This window comes from Burkholderia sp. BCC1988 (assembly GCF_905339895.1).
Taxonomy (GTDB): Bacteria; Pseudomonadota; Gammaproteobacteria; order Burkholderiales; family Burkholderiaceae; genus Burkholderia.
In genome coordinates this window covers 172,099-192,141 of record NZ_CAJPHA010000003.1, presented here as the reverse complement: position 1 = coordinate 192,141, position 20,043 = coordinate 172,099, and the positions used below count along the sequence as shown (strand labels likewise).

The 20,043-nt window shown below is 67.4% G+C and carries 17 protein-coding genes; 10 read left to right on the top strand and 7 right to left on the bottom strand.

Annotated features, from left to right (window positions below):
- Positions 1-306 precede the first annotated feature (306 nt).
- Together U4012_RS05775 and recG are read right to left on the bottom strand one after the other, a co-directional pair.
- Positions 307-1,266: a hydrogen peroxide-inducible genes activator gene (locus tag U4012_RS05775; RefSeq protein WP_009689274.1), complete on the bottom strand. Its 960-nt coding sequence runs from the start codon at positions 1,264-1,266 to the stop codon at positions 307-309.
- 137 nt (positions 1,267-1,403) lie between these two features.
- Positions 1,404-3,743 (bottom strand): ATP-dependent DNA helicase RecG, encoded by a 2,340-nt coding sequence (recG, locus tag U4012_RS05770; protein WP_321796880.1) that lies wholly within the window; start codon positions 3,741-3,743, stop codon positions 1,404-1,406.
- Positions 3,744-3,910: 167 nt separating this feature from the next.
- On the opposite strand from recG, the gene queA reads away from it, so the two are divergent.
- The 6 genes from queA to U4012_RS05740 all read left to right on the top strand — a co-directional run bounded on the left by queA (position 3,911) and on the right by U4012_RS05740 (position 11,775).
- Complete coding sequence (gene queA, locus U4012_RS05765) at positions 3,911-4,978, top strand: tRNA preQ1(34) S-adenosylmethionine ribosyltransferase-isomerase QueA (RefSeq protein WP_321796878.1); 1,068 nt, start codon at positions 3,911-3,913, stop codon at positions 4,976-4,978.
- Between the two features lie 207 nt (positions 4,979-5,185).
- Entirely contained in the window at positions 5,186-6,385 is a 1,200-nt protein-coding gene (gene tgt, locus U4012_RS05760; protein ID WP_044844022.1) for a tRNA guanosine(34) transglycosylase Tgt, read from the top strand.
- 231 nt (positions 6,386-6,616) lie between these two features.
- Positions 6,617-6,940: a preprotein translocase subunit YajC gene (gene yajC / locus U4012_RS05755; protein WP_006476868.1), complete on the top strand. Its 324-nt coding sequence runs from the start codon at positions 6,617-6,619 to the stop codon at positions 6,938-6,940.
- A gap of 106 nt (positions 6,941-7,046) precedes the next feature.
- Positions 7,047-9,077, top strand: coding sequence for a protein translocase subunit SecD (secD, locus tag U4012_RS05750; RefSeq protein WP_321796875.1), 2,031 nt, complete (start codon positions 7,047-7,049; stop codon positions 9,075-9,077).
- Between the two features lie 18 nt (positions 9,078-9,095).
- On the top strand, positions 9,096-10,046 hold the full coding sequence (gene secF / locus U4012_RS05745; protein ID WP_044844020.1) for a protein translocase subunit SecF: 951 nt from the start codon (positions 9,096-9,098) through the stop codon (positions 10,044-10,046).
- 160 nt (positions 10,047-10,206) lie between these two features.
- Positions 10,207-11,775, top strand: coding sequence for a S41 family peptidase (locus U4012_RS05740; RefSeq protein WP_321796872.1), 1,569 nt, complete (start codon positions 10,207-10,209; stop codon positions 11,773-11,775).
- A 27-nt stretch (positions 11,776-11,802) separates the two neighbouring features.
- Here the strand turns inward: U4012_RS05740 and U4012_RS05735 are convergent, their stop codons facing one another.
- The 5 genes from U4012_RS05735 to U4012_RS05715 all read right to left on the bottom strand — a co-directional run bounded on the left by U4012_RS05735 (position 11,803) and on the right by U4012_RS05715 (position 15,748).
- The gene (locus U4012_RS05735; RefSeq protein WP_321796870.1) at positions 11,803-12,240 is read right to left on the bottom strand and encodes a hypothetical protein; all 438 of its coding nucleotides are present in this window, start codon (positions 12,238-12,240) and stop codon (positions 11,803-11,805) included.
- 276 nt (positions 12,241-12,516) lie between these two features.
- The gene (locus U4012_RS05730; RefSeq protein ID WP_321796868.1) at positions 12,517-13,794 is read right to left on the bottom strand and encodes an MFS transporter; all 1,278 of its coding nucleotides are present in this window, start codon (positions 13,792-13,794) and stop codon (positions 12,517-12,519) included.
- A 176-nt stretch (positions 13,795-13,970) separates the two neighbouring features.
- Positions 13,971-14,552, bottom strand: coding sequence for a YceI family protein (locus U4012_RS05725; protein WP_044844018.1), 582 nt, complete (start codon positions 14,550-14,552; stop codon positions 13,971-13,973).
- Positions 14,553-14,618: 66 nt separating this feature from the next.
- A complete protein-coding gene (locus U4012_RS05720) occupies positions 14,619-15,179 on the bottom strand; it encodes a YceI family protein (protein WP_124520275.1) in 561 nt (186 codons plus the stop codon).
- Between the two features lie 8 nt (positions 15,180-15,187).
- Positions 15,188-15,748, bottom strand: a complete 561-nt coding sequence (locus tag U4012_RS05715) for a cytochrome b (RefSeq protein ID WP_044844017.1) — start codon at positions 15,746-15,748, stop codon at positions 15,188-15,190.
- Between the two features lie 258 nt (positions 15,749-16,006).
- Between U4012_RS05715 and U4012_RS05710 the strand changes: the two genes are divergently transcribed.
- The 4 genes from U4012_RS05710 to U4012_RS05695 are packed head-to-tail and all read left to right on the top strand — an operon-like array spanning position 16,007 to position 19,644.
- The gene (locus U4012_RS05710) at positions 16,007-16,672 is read left to right on the top strand and encodes a paraquat-inducible protein A (RefSeq protein WP_044844016.1); all 666 of its coding nucleotides are present in this window, start codon (positions 16,007-16,009) and stop codon (positions 16,670-16,672) included.
- Complete coding sequence (locus U4012_RS05705) at positions 16,669-17,298, top strand: paraquat-inducible protein A (protein ID WP_124487981.1); 630 nt, start codon at positions 16,669-16,671, stop codon at positions 17,296-17,298. Before U4012_RS05710 ends, U4012_RS05705 begins: the two co-directional genes overlap by 4 nt.
- Positions 17,291-18,907 (top strand): intermembrane transport protein PqiB, encoded by a 1,617-nt coding sequence (locus U4012_RS05700; RefSeq protein WP_044844014.1) that lies wholly within the window; start codon positions 17,291-17,293, stop codon positions 18,905-18,907. The genes U4012_RS05705 and U4012_RS05700 overlap by 8 nt, the downstream gene beginning before the upstream one ends.
- Positions 18,907-19,644 carry a PqiC family protein gene (locus U4012_RS05695; protein WP_321796860.1) on the top strand — a complete coding sequence of 246 codons (738 nt, stop codon included), beginning with the start codon at positions 18,907-18,909 and terminating at the stop codon, positions 19,642-19,644. Before U4012_RS05700 ends, U4012_RS05695 begins: the two co-directional genes overlap by 1 nt.
- Positions 19,645-20,043 lie beyond the last annotated feature (399 nt).

Sequence of the window (20,043 nt, the reverse complement as noted above, 5' to 3'; positions counted from 1 at the left end):
TACGCGAACGCAATCGGGCGCAGGCTCCGGGCCGCGGCCCTCGCACGATTGACGACCTCGTCGCGCGACGGGATGTTCCGCTGCGCGTGCTGCAGTACCGACCGCATCATGACATCCTCCTTTGACGCTTGCATTCAACGTGCGAATCGAACCGCCGATCCGACGCAATCCATGGAAATGATTCTAATTACGTCTATCGATATTTTGAATTTAATAAATTTTATCTATTCGATAGGCAAAATAAACGGGGTCGCCAGACCCCGTTCATCCGCCTGCCTCGGGAGCACTGCTCCCTGATCAGTTCACTCAGTTCATCGTCGCCGGCATGTCGAGCTTCGCGACGCCTGGCAGCTCGCATGCGGCGATCGCCTCGCTGATCGCGTCGATCGCGGGCATCCGCGTGAAGCTCTTGCGCCACACCAGCACGACGCGGCGATCCGGCACCGGTTCGTTGAACGGCACGTACGACAGCAACTCGGCGTCGGGGCCGTTCGCGCGCGGACCAACCTCGGCGACCGACATCCGCGGCAGCACCGTGATACCGACGCCGCTCGCGACCATGTGGCGAATGGTTTCGAGCGACGAGCCCTCGAAGGTCTTCTGGATGCCGTCGGCCGTCTGCGAGAAGCGCATCAGCTCCGGGCACACGCCGAGCACGTGATCGCGGAAGCAATGGCCGTTGCCGAGCAGCAGCATGGTTTCCTGCTTCAGGTCCTCGGCGTCGATCTCGTCGCGCTTCTCCCACGGATGGCCGGCCGGCAGCGCGACGACGAACGGCTCGTCGTACAGCGGCCGCACCATCAGGCCGGTTTCGGGGAACGGCAGCGCCATGATCGCGGCGTCGATCTCGCCCTGCTTCAGCAGTTCGAGCAGCTTCAGCGTGTAGTTTTCCTGCAGCATCAGCGGCATCTGCGGCACGCGCTGGATCATCTGCTTGACGAGCGTCGGCAGCAGGTACGGCCCGATCGTGTAGATCACGCCGAGCCGGAACGGGCCGACGAGCGGGTCCTTGCCCTGCTTCGCGATCTCCTTGATCGCGAAGGTCTGCTCGAGCACGCGCTGCGCCTGCGTGACGATCTGGTCGCCGATCGGGGTCACGCTCACTTCGCTCGCGCCGCGCTCGAAAATCTGCACGTTGAGCTCGTCTTCGAGCTTCTTGATCGCCACCGACAGCGTCGGCTGGCTCACGAAGCACGCTTCGGCCGCGCGACCGAAGTGCCGTTCGCGCGCGACCGCGACGATGTATTTCAATTCAGTCAGGGTCATTGTGGGTCAATCAGGGATATACAGGCGATAGGTTTAATTTATACACCCGTTGGCACCGGTTCGCCAAGTTTCTCTGTATCGCAACACGCCGAATCAGCGCTGAATGGCGGTTTTAAATCCGACCCTGAATGCGCGAATCAGGCCTTCAGATATTGCTCGCGCGCGCCGAGCCAGCGGGCGAGATGCTGCGTGACCACGTCGGGATACGCGGCGATCAGCCGCGCCGCCGCGTCGCGGGCCGGATCGATCAGCCAGCCGTCGGTCTCGAGGTTCGCGAAGCGCAGCATCGCCGCGCCGGACTGGCGCGCGCCGAGGAATTCGCCGGGGCCGCGGATCTCGAGGTCGCGCCGCGCGATCTCGAAGCCGTCGGTCGTCTCGCGCATCGTCTTCAGCCGCTCGCGGCCGGTCAGCGACAGCGGGCCCGTGTACAGCAGCACGCACACCGACGCCGCGGTGCCGCGCCCGACGCGGCCGCGCAGCTGGTGCAGCTGCGCGAGGCCGAAGCGCTCCGCGTGCTCGATCACCATCAGCGAGGCATTCGGCACGTCGACACCGACTTCGATCACGGTCGTCGCGACGAGCAGCTGCACGTCGTTGCGCGTGAAGGCCTCCATCACGGCCGCCTTGTCGGCCGGCGACAGCCGCCCGTGCACGAGCCCGACCTTCAGTTCGGGCAGTGCCGCGGCCAGCGTTTCATAGGTTTCGACGGCCGTCTGCAGCTGCAGCGTCTCGCTCTCCTCGATCAGCGGACACACCCAGTACACCTGGCGGCCGGTCAGCGCGGCCTCGCGCACGCGGGCGATCACCTCCTCGCGCCGCGCATCGCCGACGAGGCGCGTCAGCACCGGCGTGCGGCCCGGCGGCAGTTCGTCGATCGTCGACACCTCGAGGTCCGCGTAATACGTCATCGCGAGCGTGCGCGGGATCGGCGTGGCCGACATCATCAGCTGGTGCGGCTGGAAATCGCGCGCGCCGTTGGCCGCGTTCGCGGCCTTCGCGCGCAGCGCGAGACGCTGCTCGACGCCGAAGCGGTGCTGCTCGTCGACGATCACGAGGCCGAGCCGCGCGAATTCGACGGTGTCCTGGATGATCGCGTGCGTGCCGATCACGAGCTGCGCGGTGCCGAGCGCCGCGGCCTCGATCGCCGCGCGCTTCTCCTTCGCCTTCAGGCTGCCCGCGAGCCATGCGACCGTGACGCCGAGCGGTTCGAGCCACGCGCGCAGCTTGCGCGCGTGCTGTTCCGCGAGGATTTCGGTCGGCGCCATCAGCGCGGCCTGGTAGCCGGCGTCGATCGCCTGCGCGGCCGCCAGCGCCGCGACGACCGTCTTGCCGCTGCCGACGTCGCCCTGCAGCAGCCGCTGCATCGGGTGCGCGAGCGTGAGGTCGTGCGCGATCTCGTCGACGACGCGCGACTGCGCGCCCGTCAGCGTGAACGGCAGCGCCGCGTAAAGGCGTGTGGTCAGCGCATCGGCATCGGTCGCGGCGCGGCGCGGCATCGCGGGTGCCGCGCGCGTGCGGCGCTCCTCGTGCGCGCGCTTGAGCGACAGCTGCTGCGCGAGCAGCTCCTCGAACTTGATGCGGGTCCACGCCGGATGCGAGCCGTCCATCAGCGCGGCTTCGTCGGAATCGACGGCCGGGTGGTGCAGGATGCGCACGGCCTGCGCGAGCGTCGGCACGCCGAGCGGCTTCAGGTAGTCGCGCTCGATCTCGGGCGGCAGCAGCTCGGGCAGCGGCGTGCGCTCGACCGCGTTCTCGATCGCCTTGCGCAGATACGCCTGCGACACGCCGGCCGTGCTCGGATAGACGGGCGTGAGCACCTGCGGCAGCGGCGCATCGGCCTCGACGACACGCACGGCCGGATGCACCATCTCCATCCCGAAGAAGCCCCCGCGCACGTCGCCGCGCACGCGCAGCCGCTGGCCGACGGCCATCTGCTTGACCTGCGAGCCGTAGAAATTGAGGAAGCGCAGCACGAGCTGCTCGCCGTCGTCGTCCTGGATCTTCACGACGAGCTGCCGACGCGGCCGGTACGCGACCTCGTTGTCGAACACGACGCCTTCGGTCTGCGCGATGCCGCCCGGCAGCAGTTCGCCGATCGGCGTGAGCGTGGTTTCGTCCTCGTAGCGCATCGGCAGATGCAGCACGAGATCGATCGAGCGCGTGAGGCCGAGCTTCGCGAGCTTGTCGACGGTCTTCACGGGTTTGTCGGCGGCCGGCTTCTTCTTGCGTTTCGCACCGGAGGGTCCCGCTGCGCCCGCCTCGTCGCTGCCCGCGCCCGGTTCGGCGTCGGGCGCGGCCGCGGCCGGCTGCGCGAGCCGGCCGTCGGCACCGCGCTTCGGGCCCGTGCGGCGCGGCGCAATACTGCGCGGCGGCTCGTGCTCCCCCGCGCTGCGCGCGGGCAACGCGGCATCGTCCGCGTCGAACGGATCGGCGGAATCGGCAACGGCGGCGGTGGAACGGCGTGGTGACACAGGCATCGGATCGTCTGGGTGCTTCGCAAGGCAAGTACAATAGCGGCTTTCACGTCGTCCGAACGAACGACGCCGGCCAGGCCGCGCATCCCGCCATCATAGCGGCTCGCGCGCTCCATTCATGCGTTTCCGCCCTGTCGGCGGCGCCCGCCGGCCGTTTCGAACCAGCCCGCATGTTCACGCTTTCCGATTTCGATTTCAATCTGCCTCCCGAGCTGATTGCGCAAACCGCGCTGCCCGACCGTACCGCGAGCCGCCTGCTCGAGGTCGACGGCACCGTCGAGCCCGCGCACCTCGTCGACCGCCGCTTCGCCGAGCTGCCGTCGTGCATCGCGCCCGGCGACCTGCTCGTGTTCAACGATACCAAGGTCCTGAAGGCACGTTTCTTCGGCCAGAAGGCCAGCGGCGGCAAGATCGAGGTACTGATCGAGCGCGTGACCGGCACGCACACCGCGCTCGCGCAGATCCGCGCGAGCAAGTCGCCGGGCGCCGGCACGACGCTGCGCCTCGCCGACGCGTTCGACGTGACGGTCGGCGAGCGCGTCGAGCCGTTCTTCACGCTGATCTTCCCCGAGCCGTGCCTCGACCTGATCGAGCAGTTCGGCCGCCTGCCGCTGCCGCCCTATATCGAGCACGATCCGGACGCGACCGACGAAACGCGCTACCAGACCGTCTACGCGAGCAATCCGGGCGCGGTCGCCGCGCCCACGGCCGGGCTCCATTTCGACCAGCCGCTGCTCGAGCAGCTCGACGCGATGGGCGTCGAGCGCGCGACGCTGACGCTGCACGTCGGCGCCGGCACGTTCCAGCCGGTGCGCGTCGAGAACCTCGCCGAGCACAAGATGCACAGCGAGTGGTACGACCTGCCGCAGTCGCTCGTCGACAAGATCGCCGCGACCCGCGCGCGCGGCGGCAACGTGATCGCGGTCGGCACGACCTCGATGCGCGCGCTCGAAGCCGCGGCGCGCAGCGCCGACGAAGCCGGCCGCCCGCTCGCGGCGACGCAGGCCGAGACCGACATCTTCATCACGCCCGGCTACGCTTTCCGGATCGTCGACCGGCTCGTCACGAACTTCCACCTGCCGAAGTCGACACTGCTGATGCTGGTGTCGGCGTTCGCGGGCGTCGAGACGATCCGCGCCGCGTACCGGCACGCGATCGACGCACGCTACCGCTTCTTCAGCTACGGCGACGCGATGCTGCTCACGCGGCGCGACACGCCGGAGGCACCGCGCGCGTAAGCGCGGCAGGTGCGAAGACACGCCGGCCCGCGACCGCGCTGCGGCCGCTGCGCGTCGCGCCGTCGCGCCGTTGTCCCCGCGCTGTCGCCCCCGTTTTGCTGCGGTACGCGCTACGATGGCGCGCACCCGCTTTTCCCCGCCGCCGGTTGCCCGGCGGCGTTTCCAACGTGCGCCGGACTGTTTTCCGGTGGCAAGGAGAATGACGCGATGACCGAAGGTTCATCCCACGATACGCACGCTCATCCGCACGCCCCCGTGCAGGACCGCCCCGCGAACGGGCTCGAATTCGAACTGCTGACGACCGACGGCCATGCGCGCCGCGGCCGCGTGAAGCTCAACCACGGCGTGGTCGAGACGCCGATCTTCATGCCGGTCGGCACGTACGGCACCGTGAAGGCGATCCAGCCGCGCGAGCTGCACGAGATCAAGGCCCAGATCATCCTCGGCAACACGTTCCACCTGTGGCTGCGACCCGGCCTCGACACGATCGACGCGCATGGCGGCCTGCACGGCTTCATGGGCTGGAACAAGCCGATCCTGACCGACTCGGGCGGCTTCCAGGTGTTCTCGCTCGGCGACCTGCGCAAGATCACCGAGGACGGCGTGACGTTCGCGTCGCCGATCAACGGCGACAAGCTGTTCCTGTCGCCGGAAGTGTCGATGCAGATCCAGAAGGTGCTGAACTCGGACATCGTGATGCAGTTCGACGAGTGCACGCCGTACGCGACCAACGGCGTGCCGACCACGCACAAGGAGGCGGCCGAGTCGATGCGCATGTCGCTGCGCTGGGCGAAGCGCTCGCTCGACGAGTTCGACCGGCTCGGCAACCCGAACGCGCTCTTCGGGATCGTCCAGGGCGGGATGTTCGAGGACCTGCGCGACGAATCGCTCGCGGGCCTGTCGGAGCTCGGCTTCCACGGCCTCGCGATCGGCGGGCTGTCGGTCGGCGAGCCGAAGGAAGACATGATGCGGGTGCTGCGGCACGTCGGCCCGAAGCTGCCGGCCCACAAGCCGCACTACCTGATGGGCGTCGGCACGCCGGAGGACCTGGTCGAGGGCGTCGCGAACGGCATCGACATGTTCGACTGCGTGATGCCGACCCGCAACGCGCGCAACGGCTGGCTCTTCACGCGCTTCGGCGACGTGAAGATCCGCAACGCGACGCACAAGAACTCGCTGAAGCCGCTCGACGCGAGCTGCACGTGCTACACGTGCCAGAACTTCTCGCGCGGCTACCTGCATCACCTGCACCGCGTCGGCGAAATCCTCGGCGCGCAGCTCAACACGATCCACAACCTGCACTACTACCTGCAGCTGATGAGCGAGATCCGCGACGCGATCGAGACCCATACGTTCGACGCATTCCGCCAGCGCTTCGCGGAGGATCGCGCGAGAGGGGTCGACTGACGGGCCGGCGGCCCGCAGCGCGCCCGTCACATAGAACGTGTACTAAATAACGCGTTCTGGGTGCCGGTCGCGACCGCCAAACATTACAATTGCCTTTCCAAACGAGTCGCAACGGTGTCGTTTCACGCTTAACAGCTTGATCCGAAAGCGCATTTGCCGAGCCGTTCGCGCATGGGGCCGGTGGTAGAATAACCGGCTTATTTTTCGATCTTCCCCTACGGAGAGACCAACGTGCCGTTCATTTCCAATGCCTTCGCGCAAGGCGCCGGTGGCGCCGAATCGAGCCTGATGAGCTTCCTGCCGCTCATCCTGATGTTCGCGGTGCTGTACTTCATCATGATCCGTCCGCAGATGAAGCGCCAGAAGGAACACCGCAACATGCTCGCGGCCATGGCGAAGGGCGACGAAGTCGTCACGAGCGGCGGCCTCGTCGGCAAGGTGACGAAGGTCACCGAAGGCTACATCGGCGTCGAGATCGCCGAAGGCACCGAAATCACCGTGCAGAAGGCTGCGGTCACGACCATTCTGCCGAAGGGCACGATCAAGTCGCTGTAAGGTTTTCACCGAGCGTCCGGCTCCCCGCGCCGTGCCCGCCTGACAGCGCGGGCCGCCGCGGCGCCGGACGCGACGCTTTCACGCCAACCACCCGTTCGGCCCCCTCATGAATCGTTATCCACTCTGGAAATATGTCGTGATGGTCGTGGCGCTCGCCATCGGCCTTCTGTACACATTGCCCAACTTCTTCGGCGAAGCGCCGGCGGTGCAGGTGTCGAGCGGCAAGGCCACGGTCAAGCTCGACTCGACCACGCTGACCCAGGTCGAATCCGCGCTCGCGTCCGCGCAGATCACGCCGGACGACGTCACCTTCGAGAACACGGCGTCCAACGCGAACATCCGCGTGCGCCTGAAGGACACCGATACGCAGCTGCGCGTCAAGGACCTGCTGCAGAAATCGCTGAACACCGACCCGAACGATCCGCAGTACGTCGTCGCACTGAACCTGCAGAGCGCGTCGCCGCGCTGGCTGACCGCGCTGCATGCCCTGCCGATGTATCTCGGCCTCGACCTGCGCGGCGGTGTGCATTTCCTGCTCCAGGTCGACATGACGGGCGCGCTCACCAAGAAGCTCGACTCCGACGCGTCCGACGCCCGTGCGCTGCTGCGTGACAAGAACATCCGCGACGGCGGCGTGAGCCGCGTCGACCAGTCCGTCGTCGTCAACTTCAGCGACGCGCAAACGGCCGAAGACGCCCGCAAGGTGCTCGCCGCGTCGGTCACCGAACTGCAATGGGCGACCCAGCCCGGCGGCGGCGGCACGCAAGTCGTCGGCACGTTCACGCCGGCCGTGCAGAAGGCCGTCGAGGACGCCGCGCTCAAGCAGAACCTGACCACGCTCCACAACCGCGTGAACGAACTCGGCGTGTCCGAGCCGATCCTGCAGCAGCAGGGCAGCGACCGTATCGTCGTCGAACTGCCGGGCGTGCAGGACACCGCGAAGGCGAAGGACATCATCGGCCGCACCGCGACGCTCGAGGCGCGCCTCGCCGATCCGCTCAACACGCACCCGAATCCGAACGACCCCGTGCCGCCGGGCGAGGAGCTGTTCACGCAGGGCAACCAGGCGCCCGTGCTGCTGAAGAAGGACGTGATCTTCACCGGCGACCGCATCATCGATGCGTCGGCCGGCTTCGACGAACACCAGCGTCCGTCGGTCAACATCCGCCTCGACTCGGCGGGCGGCCGCTCGGTGCGCGCGGTGTCGCGCGAGAACATCGGCAAGCCGATGGCGATGGTGCTGTTCGAGAAGGGCAAGGGCGAGGTGCTGACGGTCGCGACGATCCAGTCCGAACTCGGCGACCGCTTCCAGATCACGGGCCAGCCGACGCCGCAGGCGGCGGCCGATCTCGCGCTGCTGCTGCGCGCCGGTTCGCTCGCCGCACCGATGGACATCATCGAGGAACGCACGATCGGCCCGAGCCTCGGCGCGGACAACATCAAGATGGGCGTTCACTCGGTGATCTGGGGCTTCTGCGCGATCGCCGTGTTCATGATCGCGTACTACATGCTGTTCGGCGTGATCTCGGTGATCGGCCTGTCGGTGAACCTGCTGCTGCTCGTCGCGGTGCTGTCGCTGATGCAGGCGACGCTGACGCTGCCCGGTATCGCCGCTATCGCACTCGCGCTCGGCATGGCGATCGACTCGAACGTGCTGATCAACGAGCGCGTGCGTGAAGAACTGCGTGCCGGCCAGCCGCCGCAGCTCGCGATCCAGGCCGGTTACGCGCATGCGTGGGCGACGATTCTCGACTCGAACGTCACGACGCTGATCGCCGGCCTCGCGCTGCTCGCGTTCGGCTCGGGCCCGGTTCGCGCATTCGCGATCGTGCACTGCCTCGGCATCCTGACGTCGATGTTCTCCGCGGTGTTCTTCTCGCGCGGGATCGTCAACCTCTGGTACGGCGGCCGCAAGAAGCTGAAGTCGCTCGCGATCGGCCAGGTGTGGAAGCCGGAAGGCGCCACGGCCGGTGCCGCAGGCGCAGCGTTCGGCGCGGCCGACGAATCGACCGACACCGCGCGCGCCGCGAAGCTCGCCGCTCCCGCGAAGGGCGACGCACCGCGCGTCGGCAAGCCGCAGCTGCGCAACCGCGCGCAGCAAGGCGTGTCGCCGAAGAAACCGGGCTCGACCCAATAAGGCCCCGGAGACGAAGCCATGGAATTTTTCCGCATCCGTAAAGACATTCCGTTCATGCGGCACGCGCTGGTGTTCAACGTGATCTCGCTGGTCACGTTCCTCGCCGCCGTGTTCTTCCTGTTCCACCGCGGGCTGCACCTGTCCGTCGAATTCACCGGCGGCACGGTGATCGAGGTCCAGTACCAGCAGGCCGCGCAGCTCGAACCCGTGCGCGACACGCTCGGCAAGCTCGGCTATGCCGATGCGCAGGTGCAGAACTTCGGCACGTCGCGCAACGTGCTGATTCGCCTGCAGCTGAAGGAAGGCCTCACGTCCGCGCAGCAGAGCGACCAGGTGATGACCGCGCTGAAGGCGCAAAGCCCCGACGTGACGCTGCAGCGCGTCGAGTTCGTCGGCCCGCAGGTCGGCCGCGAGCTTGCGACCGACGGTCTCCTCGCGCTCGCGTGCGTGGTGATCGGCATCGTGATCTACCTGTCGATCCGCTTCGAATGGAAGTACGCGGTCGCCGGTATCATCGCGAACCTGCACGACGTCGTGATCATTCTCGGCTTCTTCGCGTTCTTCCAGTGGGAGTTCTCGCTGGCGGTGCTCGCGGCCATCCTCGCGGTGCTCGGCTACTCGGTCAACGAGTCGGTCGTCATCTTCGACCGGATCCGCGAAACGTTCCGCCGCGAACGCAAGATGAGCGTGCAGGAAGTGATCAACCACGCGATCACGACCACGATGTCGCGGACGATCATCACGCACACGTCGACGGAAATGATGGTGCTGTCGATGTTCTTCTTCGGCGGCCCGACGCTGCACTACTTCGCGCTCGCGCTGACGGTCGGCATCATGTTCGGCATCTACTCGTCGGTGTTCGTCGCGGGCTCGCTCGCGATGTGGCTCGGCATCAAGCGCGAAGACCTGATCAAGGAAAAGAAGACCGCGCACGATCCGGACGATCCGAACGCGGGCGCGCAGGTTTAAGCGCCGTACCGCTTCGGCTGATACCGGAAGGCCGGTCCCTCGTGGACCGGCCTTTTTTCATGGGCGAGCCGCCGCCCTCCTCGTCCGTCGCGACTGCACGGACCGTCGGCTACAATCGCGTCACCGTCCCGCCCCGCCACCCGCCGAAGCCGCGGTCCTCATGATGCCAGCCACGCGTGTCGTTCATCGCATCGTCGCCTGGAGTACCGGCGCAGCCGCCGCGGCTGCGTTCGTTGCATGCGCATCGGCCGCGCGCGCGCAATCCGCGTCCGCGCCGCCTGCCGTCCCGCCTGCGGCCCCGTCCGCGGCCGCGGCGGCCGCTGCTGCCGCCGCGTCGCAACCGTCACCCTGCCCGCCCGACTGGGAACCGCAGCTCTGCGAACTGAAGGCCGCGGTCGACGTGCTGAAGAAGCAGCACCTGACCGACGTCGACATCGGCGCGCTGCTCGACGCCACCGTGCACGACGGGATCAAGACGCTGCCGCACGCGCGCTTCTTCAACGCGAAGGAGGAGCAGGAACGGCGCGACGACGAGCGCCGCGCGCGCGACGGCACGCCGGGCATCGGCATCGTGTTCGAGACACGGCCCGACGGGCTGCACATCCTCGACGTCATCCCCGACGCGCCCGCCGAACAGGCCGGCGTGCGGCCCGACGATCTCGTCGTCGCGATGAACGACCGGAGCGTCGTCGGCATCGACAGCAGCGAGGTCGTGAAACTCGCGAAGGGCGACGCGGGCGTGCCGCTGAAGCTCACGGTCCGGCGCGGTCCGAACCATGCGACGCTGACCTTCGCGCCGGTCCGCGCGATCGTCCGGCCACACCCGGCGACGACGAAGCGGCTCGCCGGCGACATCCTGTACACGCGGCTGTCGAGCTTTCCGGAACCCGCGGTCGGCAGCTATATCGACGCGGTGCAGGCCGCGCGCCGCGCGGGGCCGCCGGTGAAAGGCGTGATCCTCGACCTGCGCATCAACGGCGGCGGCGCGCTGAATGCGGCGATCGGCATCACCGCGCTGTTCGCCGGGCGCGACCGTACCGCGATGATCACGCTCGAGCGCGACGGCACGAAGCGCCGCCGCTTCACGACCAACTGGCCCGACTACGAACTGCCGGTCATGCGCGGCCAGGATCCGCTCGCGCCGCTGCAGGCCGACGACTGGTGGCGCACCGTGCCGCTCGTGGTGCTCGTCGACGGACAGAGCGCGTCGGCCGCCGAAGCGACGGCAGCGGCACTGAAGGATCTCGGCCGCGCGCGGCTGCTCGGGATGCCGACCTACGGAAAGGGACTCGCGCAGACCGGCGTCGACCTTATCGACGGCACGCGCCTCGCTTTCACGTTCGCGCGCAACCTGCGGCCGAACGGCTGCCCGATGGACGGCTACGGCGTCGTGCCGGACTGGCTCGTGCCGCCGCGCCGCGACTCGGACGTCGACGGCGTGCTGCTGTGGTACCGCGAAGTCGATCTCGCCCGCGCGCCGTATGCGGACCGGGTCGCGCCCGACCCGTTCGCGCAGGTCCGCAAGGCGCGGCAGGCACTGCGTGAAGCCCGCGTGCGCGCGAAGATCGATACGGCGAAGAGCGCGGCGCTTCCGCAGCGCGAATTCGGCACGGCAAGTGACTGGCAGCTTCAGCAAGCGCTGAATGCGCTCGCGCAGCGCGCGGTCGCGACGATCGAGGCGAAACCATCGTTGATGCCGGCGAAGCCGACGTGCGAGCCGGAAGGCTGACCTGCCAATACGATTGCAGGCCCCGGCTCAATCCGGCCCGGTCATCAGGCACGACAACGTTTGTCTTTCCGGTGACGGCGAATTACTCCATTCCGGCAAGTTTCTTTTCCGAAATCCTTCCAAAGATTGGTAGCCGCTCACATTCCAGTTGTAACCCCTCGCGTGCTCGACTTCGACAACGGAATAACGGCATCGACTGCTGCGGTTCTTCAAACGAAAGACCATTCGTTCCTGATCGCGATCCAGTCCGCTTTCCAGAATTTCGTAGTGCGTCGCCTCACAGATGCTGTAGGTTGAATTCCATTCGATTGTCTTGGCACGTACATGGAGTGCGCCCGAACAGGGCCGGCCAGTTCCCTGGAATGTACCGGTGAAGACGTGGTCGGCAGCGACCGCCGCACTCGACAGGCCGCCGATGGACATCGACAACACCCAGGCCATCAGTACGCGCATATCGCCTGCCATTTTTCGAAACCTGTCTTCGGTCGTGCCCGCTCCGCCATATCAGTCCTGTCCCGCCAAATTGCCGGGGTAATTTGCGAAATACCCCCGGGACTCTACAAAGCGAGGGACAAAATCGCTATAAGACATGACTGAATTGGCAAGGCTCAATTTGAACGACGGTAATCGCTGAAATATCATTACCCGGCGCGCGCGGCTACCTGACGGCACGCATGTCAGTACCTGAAAACCACCGCACCCTCGGAAAGCGGCTGACGCACCGCCAGCGTCGCCGCGACCTCACCGGAACCCGAACCGCCGCCGCAACACCACCAGCGCCGCGAGGCTCAGCACGGCCGCGAACATCAGGTAGAAGCTCGGCGCGGTCTTCATCCCGGTCGCGCGGATCAGCCACGCGATGATGAACGGCCCGAAGCCGCCGAAGATCGTCACCGCGACGTTGTACGCGAGCGACATCCCGGTCGTGCGCGTCTGCACCGGAAACACTTCGGACAGCAGCCCCGGCAGCGCCGCGAAATAGCCGGTCATCAAAAACGCGAGCAGCACCTGCAGCGCGATCAGCGTGCCGAAGCCCGGATGCGCGACGAGATACGCGAACGCCGGATAGATCAGCACGAGAATGCCGACGGCCGGCGCGAGCATCACGCGTACGCGGCCGTAACGATCCGACCAGTGGCCGACGAGCGGCGCGAACGCCATCTGGATCACGCCGACGACGAGGATCGCCGCGAACGCGGCCGACGGCGCGAGGCCGAGCTGCTTCACGCCGTAGGTCGGCATGAACAGCACGAGATAGGTCGCGACGGTGCCGAGCACCACCACGCCCATCGCGGCGACGAGCCGCGCCTTGTGCGACGCGAACGTGTCGCGCAGCGGGTTCGCGGTGCTTTCCGCCGCGAGGAATTCGGGCGTCTCGTCGACCTTCGAGCGGATGTAGTACGCGACGGGCCCGAGCAGCAGTCCGAAAAAGAACGGGATGCGCCAGCCCCACGCGGCCATCTGCCCGGCCGTGAGCTGCGCGTTCAGCACGGTGCCGAAACCCGCCGCGAGCAGCGTCGTGAGCCCCTGGCTCGCGACCTGCCAGCTCGCGAAGAAACCGCGCCGCCCGGGCACATGCTCGGCCAGGAACGCGGTCGCGCTGCCGAATTCGCCGCCGGCCGAAAAGCCCTGCATCAATCGCGCGGCGACGAGGATCAGCGGCGCCGCGACGCCGATCGTCTGGTAGGTCGGCAGTACCGCGATGACCAGCGTGCCGGCCATCATCAGCAGGATCGACAGCGTGAGCGCGGCCTTGCGGCCCGCGCGGTCGGCGTACGCGCCGAGCACGATCGCGCCGAGCGGGCGCATGAAGAACGACACACCGAACGTGCCGAGCGTGAGCAGCAGCGACACGGTGTCGTTGCCGGCCGGAAAGAACAGCTTCGAGATCGTCACCGCGAAGAAGCCGTAGACGACGAGGTCGAACCATTCGAGCGCGTTGCCGATCGACGCGGCGACCACCGCGCGCCATACGCGCGACGACGAAGCAATGGAGCTGGACTGCGTGACGGCGTGCATCGGCGATCTCCTTGTCGTTGTACGTTCTGTCCGACGCGTCCGTTCTCGCGCCGCGAGCTGTGCGCACGATTATAGGCGCGCAAAAAAAACCGCCGCGCCCCCGAACAACGGGAGCGCGGCGGCTGGCACGCGACGGGCCGGCGAGCGTGACGCGGCGGCCGGCCCGGCCTGGCGGGTTACTGCTGCTTGACGGCTTCGGCCGTGATCAGCAGCTTCGTCTTCATCTTGAAGCCGTACTGCTTGCCGTAGTCGAGGCCGAAATCGTCGCGGCTGAATTCGCCGACCGCGTCGACGCCGCACACTTCACGCTTGAGCATCGGATGCGGCATGCACTTGAACGAATCGATCTTCAGCGTGAGCGGCTTCGTGACGCCGTGCAGCGTCAGGTTGCCGACCACCGACACCGGCTTGTCGCCGTCGAACTTGATGGTGCCCTTGTAGTTCGCCTGCGGGAACTTGGAGACGTCGAAGAACTCGGCCGTCTGCAGGTGCTCGTCGAGCTTCGCGCTGCCCGTCTGGATCGACGCGACGTCGGTCGTCACGTCGACCGTGCCGGTCTTCGCCGCGCGGTCGAGCGTCACGCTGCCGCTCGACTTGTCGAACTTGCCGCGCCAGACCGACAGGCCGCCGAAGTGGTCGGCCTCGAAGCTCGGGTACGTGTGGCTCGGGTCGAACTGGTACGTCGCGCTGTCGGCGAATGCCGAGAACGACAGCGAGGCGGCCAGCGCGCCCGCGGCGATGATCAGATGCTTTTTCAAATGCTTTCTCCTTGGAACAGCGCCGCGCCCTCGCGCGGCATTCGGGGTGATGCGACAGCCCGCCGCTTACTTCGTGGCGACGAGATGGAACTTGATCTGCACTTCGTCGGCGACGATCGACGTGTCCTTCCACTCGCCGGTGCCGACGTTGAATGCCGAACGTTTGATCGGCAGCACGCCGTCGAAGGTCTGCGTCGCGCCGCTCTGCGTGACCGTGACGGGCACGGTGACGGTCTCGGACTTGCCCTTGATCGTCAGCTTGCCGGTCACGTTGTACTTGTTGCCGCCGGCCGGCGCGATCGCCGACGACGCGAAGGTCGCCTGCGGATACGCCTTCGCGTCGAACCAGTCCTTGCCCGTGACCTGCTCGTTGTACATCTTGTCGCCGAGGTCGAAGCTCGCGATGTCGATCGACATTTGCGCGCTGCCCTGCGCCGCCTTCGCGGGGTCGAACTTCACCTGCGCGGAGAACTTCTTGAACGCGCCTTCGGTCGGCACGTTCATCTGCTTCGACACGGCGGACACCTTGCTCTTCGAGAGATCGACGTCGGCATGCGCCGCGGCCGACGCGACAAGTGACACCGCGGCGAACGCGGTCAGCATGGAGCGGGAGAAAGACACTTTCATGGGATCCTTCATTTGGCGGAGGGAAGCATCCGCGACAGCAGGCCGTCGCGGTCCAACAACTGGTGCTTGAGCGCCGCGAGCACGTGCATGGCGACGAGCGCAAGCAGAATGTAATTCAAGGACACGTGCAGCGTCTTGAAGGTTTCCTTCAGCACCGGATCGGGATCGATCAGGCGCGGCAGCGGCACGATGCCGAGGTAGACGACCGGGATGTTCGATGCCGAGCTGTACAGGTAGCCCGTTACCGGGATCACGATCATCAGCACGTACAGCAGCATGTGCACGCCGTGCGACACCGCGCGCTGCCACGCCGGCGTGTCGCCCGGCAGCGGCGGCGGCACATGGGTCGCGCGCCACAGCACGCGCACGACGGCCAGTGCGAACACCGTCACGCCGATCCACTTGTGCCACGAGAAGTACTTCAGCTTCGTCGGCGTGAAGCCGGGGATGTCGGTCATGACCCAGCCGAGTGCGAAGCCGCAGACGATCAGCAGCGCGATCAGCCAGTGCAGCGCGATCGCGGTGTGCGCGTAGCGTGCCGGCCCGGCCGGCGGCGATTTCGATGCCATCTTGGATTCCTCAGTTGAGCGAACGGCTGCGCCGGCCCATTCGTCCGACGCTTGTCAAGGCCGCCATGCTACCGCAACCTTTTGCCACGCGCGGACTCTGAGGACACGCGCGCCAGCCGGCTGCCATGTTTACGCCATGTTACCGACCGGTCACGCGGCAACCGGGCGTTGACACGTCGAAAAAGCCGTTTTGGTAAGATTGGCGCGGGTTCCGGCCCCGTCGACGCGTCTCCCGCCCGTCGCACAACCGCTTTTCCCATGCAACGACACGACCTGATTGCCTGCCACGAATGCGACGCACTGTTGCATAAACCGCACCTCGCGCGCCGCGAAATCGCACGCTGCCCGCGGTGCGACGCGCTGCTCTATCGCGACAGCACCACGCAGATCGAGCGAATCAGCGCGCTGGCGGTCGCGGCGCTCGTCACGTTCATCATCGCGCAGGGGTTCCCGATCCTCGAAATGGACCTGAACGGCACCCGCGTGCAGACGACGCTGATCGGCGCGATCGACGCGCTGTGGCATCAGGACATGGAGATCGTCGGCGTGATGGTGTTCTGTTCGACCGTGCTGTTCCCGCTCGTCGAGATGGCCGCGCTGCTTTACGTACTGCTGCCGATCCGGCGTGGCGTCGTGCCGCCGGGCCTGAACTTCGTGCTGCGCATGATCCAGTTCGTGCGGCCGTGGGGGATGATCGAGGTGTTCATGCTCGGGATCCTCGTGACGATCGTGAAGATGGTGAGCCTCGCGCGCGTCGTGCCCGACGCGGCACTGTTCGCGTTCGCCGCACTCACGCTGATGACCGCCGTCGTGCTGATGTTCGATCCGCGCACGCTGTGGGACATGGCCGACGACCTGCGCGCCGGGCGCTCGCCCGTGCGGCCCGACACCACCCCGCCGCGACCGGAAGCCCCCCGCCGATGACGACGCCGACCGCCGCCCGCGAGGGCTATGCCAGCTGCCACGCATGCGGGCTCGTGCAGACGATCGACCATCCGCACGCGCATTGCGCGCGCTGCGGCAGCGCGCTGCACATCCGCAAGCCGAACAGCATCATGCGTACGTGGGCGCTGCTGATCGCGGCCGCGATCCTCTATATCCCGGCGAACCTGCTGCCGATCCTGCACACGTCGTCGATCGTCGGCTCGCAGGAAGACACGATCATGAGCGGCGTCATCTATTTCTGGACGTCCGGCGACTGGCCGCTCGCGGTCGTCGTGTTCGTCGCCAGCATCCTCGTGCCGATGCTCAAGCTCGGCGTGCTGACGATCCTCGTCACCAGCGCGCAGCGGCGCGCCACGTGGCGGCCGCTGCAGCGCACGCGCCTGTTCCGGATCGTCGAGCGGATCGGCCGCTGGTCGATGCTCGACATCTTCGTCGTGACGCTCACCGTCGCGCTCGTCCATTTCCGTTCGCTCGCCGTCATCACGGCCGGCCCCGGCGCGCTCGCGTTCGGCTCGGTCGTGATCCTGACGATGCTCGCGTCGATGCAGTTCGATCCCCGCCTGATCTGGGATCCAGTCGAAACCTCAGGGAAACACCATGAATAGTCCGCAAGGCCCGCAGCACGATGCGTCCCGGCCGCCCGATCCCGCGATCTCGACGAAAAGCGGCTGGCTGCCGTCGCTCGTCTGGCTCGTGCCGCTGATCGCCGCGCTGATCGGCATCGGCCTCGTGATCAAGTCCGTGCGCGAGCGCGGCCCGGAAATCTCGATCAGCTTCCACAGCGCGGAAGGGCTCGAGCCGGGCAAGACGCAGGTCAGGTACAAGGACGTCGAGATCGGCACGGTCAAGACGATCAAGCTGTCGAAAGACCTGTCGCGCGTGCTGGTGCAGGTGCAGCTGAAGAAGGAAGCCGAGGACTTCGCGATCAAGGGCTCGCGCTTCTGGATCGTGCGTCCGCGCATCGGCGCGACCGGCGTGTCGGGGCTCGGCACGCTGCTGTCGGGCGCGTACATCGGCGTCGATGCCGGCCACGGGCAGGACACGCAGACCGACTTCACCGGCCTCGAGACGCCGCCGCCCGTGACCGGCGACCAGAAGGGCACGCAGTACGTGCTGCGCGGCGATTCGCTCGGCTCGGTCGACATCGGCTCGCCCGTCTACTACCGCCGCGTGCAGGTCGGCCAGGTGGTCGGCTTCTCGCTCGACAAGGACGGCACCGGCGTCACGTTCAACGTGTTCGTCAATGCGCCGTACAACCAGTACGTCGGCGTGAACTCGCGCTGGTGGCAGGCGAGCGGCGTCGACCTGCGGCTCGATTCGAGCGGCCTGAAGCTGAACACGCAGTCGCTCGCGACGGTGATCCTCGGCGGCATCGCGTTCCAGACGCCGCCGAACCAGGACAGCGGCGCGACGGCGCCGAACAACACGACCTTCCGCCTCGGCTCCGACGAGGCCGACGCGATGCGCGATCCGGACGGCCAGCCGCTGCAGGTCGTGATGAACTTCAACCAGTCGCTGCGCGGGCTCGCGGTCGGCGCGCCGGTCGACTTCCGCGGCATCGTGCTCGGCGAAGTCACGAACATCGGCATCGACTTCGATCCGAAGACCAAGAACTTCCTGATGCCGGTGACGATGAACGTGTATCCGGAGCGGCTCGGACCGCGCTTCCGCGAAACGATCGAAAGCAAGGGCGAACCGGCCCGCCGCGAGATCGTCGAGCGCCTGGTCCAGCACGGGCTGCGCGGCCAGCTGCGCACGGGCAACCTGCTGACGAGCCAGCTGTACGTCGCGCTCGACTTCTTCCCGAAGGCGCCGGCCGTGAAGATCGACACCGCGCGCCAGCCGCTCGAGCTGCCGACCGTGCCGAACACGCTCGACGAACTGCAGCTGCAGGTCGCCGACATCGCGAAGAAGCTCGACAAGGTGCCGTTCGACCAGATCGGTGCGAACCTGAACAGCGCGCTGTCGAATGCCGACAAGCTGTTCAAGCAGCTCGACACGCAGGTCGCGCCGGAAGCGCGCGACACGCTGTCGGCCGCGCGGCAGACCTTCTCGACCGCCGAGGTGACGCTGCAGCAGGATTCGCCGCTGCAGTCCGACGTGCGCGGTGCGCTGAAGGAACTCACGCGCACGCTGCAATCGCTGAACGCGCTCGCCGACTATCTGGAGCGCCATCCCGAATCGCTGCTCAAGGGCAAATCAGGAGATCGATAATGACGACGACACGCGTGAACGTCCTCGCGAGCGGCGCGGCGGCAGTGTTCGCCGCGCTCGCGCTCGCCGCGTGCAGCTCGCCGCCCGCCCGGTTCTATACGCTGAGCCCGGCCGACGCCGCGGCGCCCGTGCGCACCGCGCCCGCCAACCCGCCGTTCCTGATCGAGGTGCCGTCCGTCGGCGTGCCCGAACAGGTCGCGAAGAACCAGCTCGTCGTGCAGAAGAACGCCGCGCAGGTCGACGTACTCGAGCAGGAACGCTGGGCCGCGCCGCCCGCTGACGAAATCCGCCGCGCGCTGTCCGATGACCTCGCCGCGCAGCTCGGCACGATCGACGTCGCGAATTCCGCGTATCCGGCCGGCGTGCCCGTCTATCGGATCAGCGTGAACGTGCAGCGCTTCGAGTCGTGGCCCGGCAAGCGTGCGGCGATCGATGCGGTGTGGAGCGTGCGCGCGGTCGGCACGCAGGCACTGATGACCTGCCGCACGAGCGTCGCGGAACCGGTCGCCGACGGCTACGACGCGCTCGTCGCCGGTCACCGGCGCGCGCTCGACGTGATTGCATCGCAGGCCGCGTCCGGCGTGCGCGCGCTCGCCGCGCGGCGCGGCTCGACGGCTGGCTCGACCCCGTCGACGACCGCGTCCGGCAAGGCGGCGGCCGCCGCGCCCGTCATACCCTGCCCGGCCAATCCGACGCCCGGCGGCGACGCGAGCGCGAGCGTCAAGTCCGGCGCGTAAGCGCGGCGCGCGGCCGGCGTCCGGTGCCTGCGCGCCTGCGACCGGATTCGGCACGCGCCGCCCGATAGTCCTCGTCGGCATCGATCCGCGTGCGCGCGCCGCCGCGCACGCGAACCCGCCGCCCTCGTCGCCACGGCCGACGCAGCACGGCATCCATCGGCCGGACGGCCGCTTTGCAGTGTTTGTCAAAATCCGCCGGAACCGGCGCCATGCAATGCGGTCGGCTTGCGTTTTCGCGCCCGATTGACGATCCTACGCACTTTCCGGCGCGTGCCGCGTGCCGCCTGTCGCGCGCGCCAGCCGGCGGCGATCCGCCCGTTGTGGCCGGCCCGGCCGCCGCGTCTCCCGGAGCTCGCACGCGTGTTCGCGTGCACCGTATCGGGGCAGCCGCATCGCGGG

What these genes read in the sequence shown, in the direction of transcription:
- U4012_RS05740 (WP_321796872.1), top strand. Translation starts at nt 10,207, where the DNA reads ATGATGCCAGCCACGCGTGTCGTTCATCGCATCGTCGCCTGGAGTACC.
- tgt (WP_044844022.1), top strand. Translation starts at nt 5,186, where the DNA reads ATGACCGAAGGTTCATCCCACGATACGCACGCTCATCCGCACGCCCCC.
- secF (WP_044844020.1), top strand. Translation starts at nt 9,096, where the DNA reads ATGGAATTTTTCCGCATCCGTAAAGACATTCCGTTCATGCGGCACGCG.
- U4012_RS05775 (WP_009689274.1), bottom strand. Translation starts at nt 1,266, where the DNA reads ATGACCCTGACTGAATTGAAATACATCGTCGCGGTCGCGCGCGAACGG.
- U4012_RS05705 (WP_124487981.1), top strand. Translation starts at nt 16,669, where the DNA reads ATGACGACGCCGACCGCCGCCCGCGAGGGCTATGCCAGCTGCCACGCA.
- U4012_RS05695 (WP_321796860.1), top strand. Translation starts at nt 18,907, where the DNA reads ATGACGACGACACGCGTGAACGTCCTCGCGAGCGGCGCGGCGGCAGTG.
- recG (WP_321796880.1), bottom strand. Translation starts at nt 3,743, where the DNA reads ATGCCTGTGTCACCACGCCGTTCCACCGCCGCCGTTGCCGATTCCGCC.
- U4012_RS05735 (WP_321796870.1), bottom strand. Translation starts at nt 12,240, where the DNA reads ATGGCAGGCGATATGCGCGTACTGATGGCCTGGGTGTTGTCGATGTCC.
- queA (WP_321796878.1), top strand. Translation starts at nt 3,911, where the DNA reads ATGTTCACGCTTTCCGATTTCGATTTCAATCTGCCTCCCGAGCTGATT.
- U4012_RS05730 (WP_321796868.1), bottom strand. Translation starts at nt 13,794, where the DNA reads ATGCACGCCGTCACGCAGTCCAGCTCCATTGCTTCGTCGTCGCGCGTA.
- secD (WP_321796875.1), top strand. Translation starts at nt 7,047, where the DNA reads ATGAATCGTTATCCACTCTGGAAATATGTCGTGATGGTCGTGGCGCTC.
- U4012_RS05720 (WP_124520275.1), bottom strand. Translation starts at nt 15,179, where the DNA reads ATGAAAGTGTCTTTCTCCCGCTCCATGCTGACCGCGTTCGCCGCGGTG.
- U4012_RS05715 (WP_044844017.1), bottom strand. Translation starts at nt 15,748, where the DNA reads ATGGCATCGAAATCGCCGCCGGCCGGGCCGGCACGCTACGCGCACACC.
- U4012_RS05700 (WP_044844014.1), top strand. Translation starts at nt 17,291, where the DNA reads ATGAATAGTCCGCAAGGCCCGCAGCACGATGCGTCCCGGCCGCCCGAT.
- U4012_RS05710 (WP_044844016.1), top strand. Translation starts at nt 16,007, where the DNA reads ATGCAACGACACGACCTGATTGCCTGCCACGAATGCGACGCACTGTTG.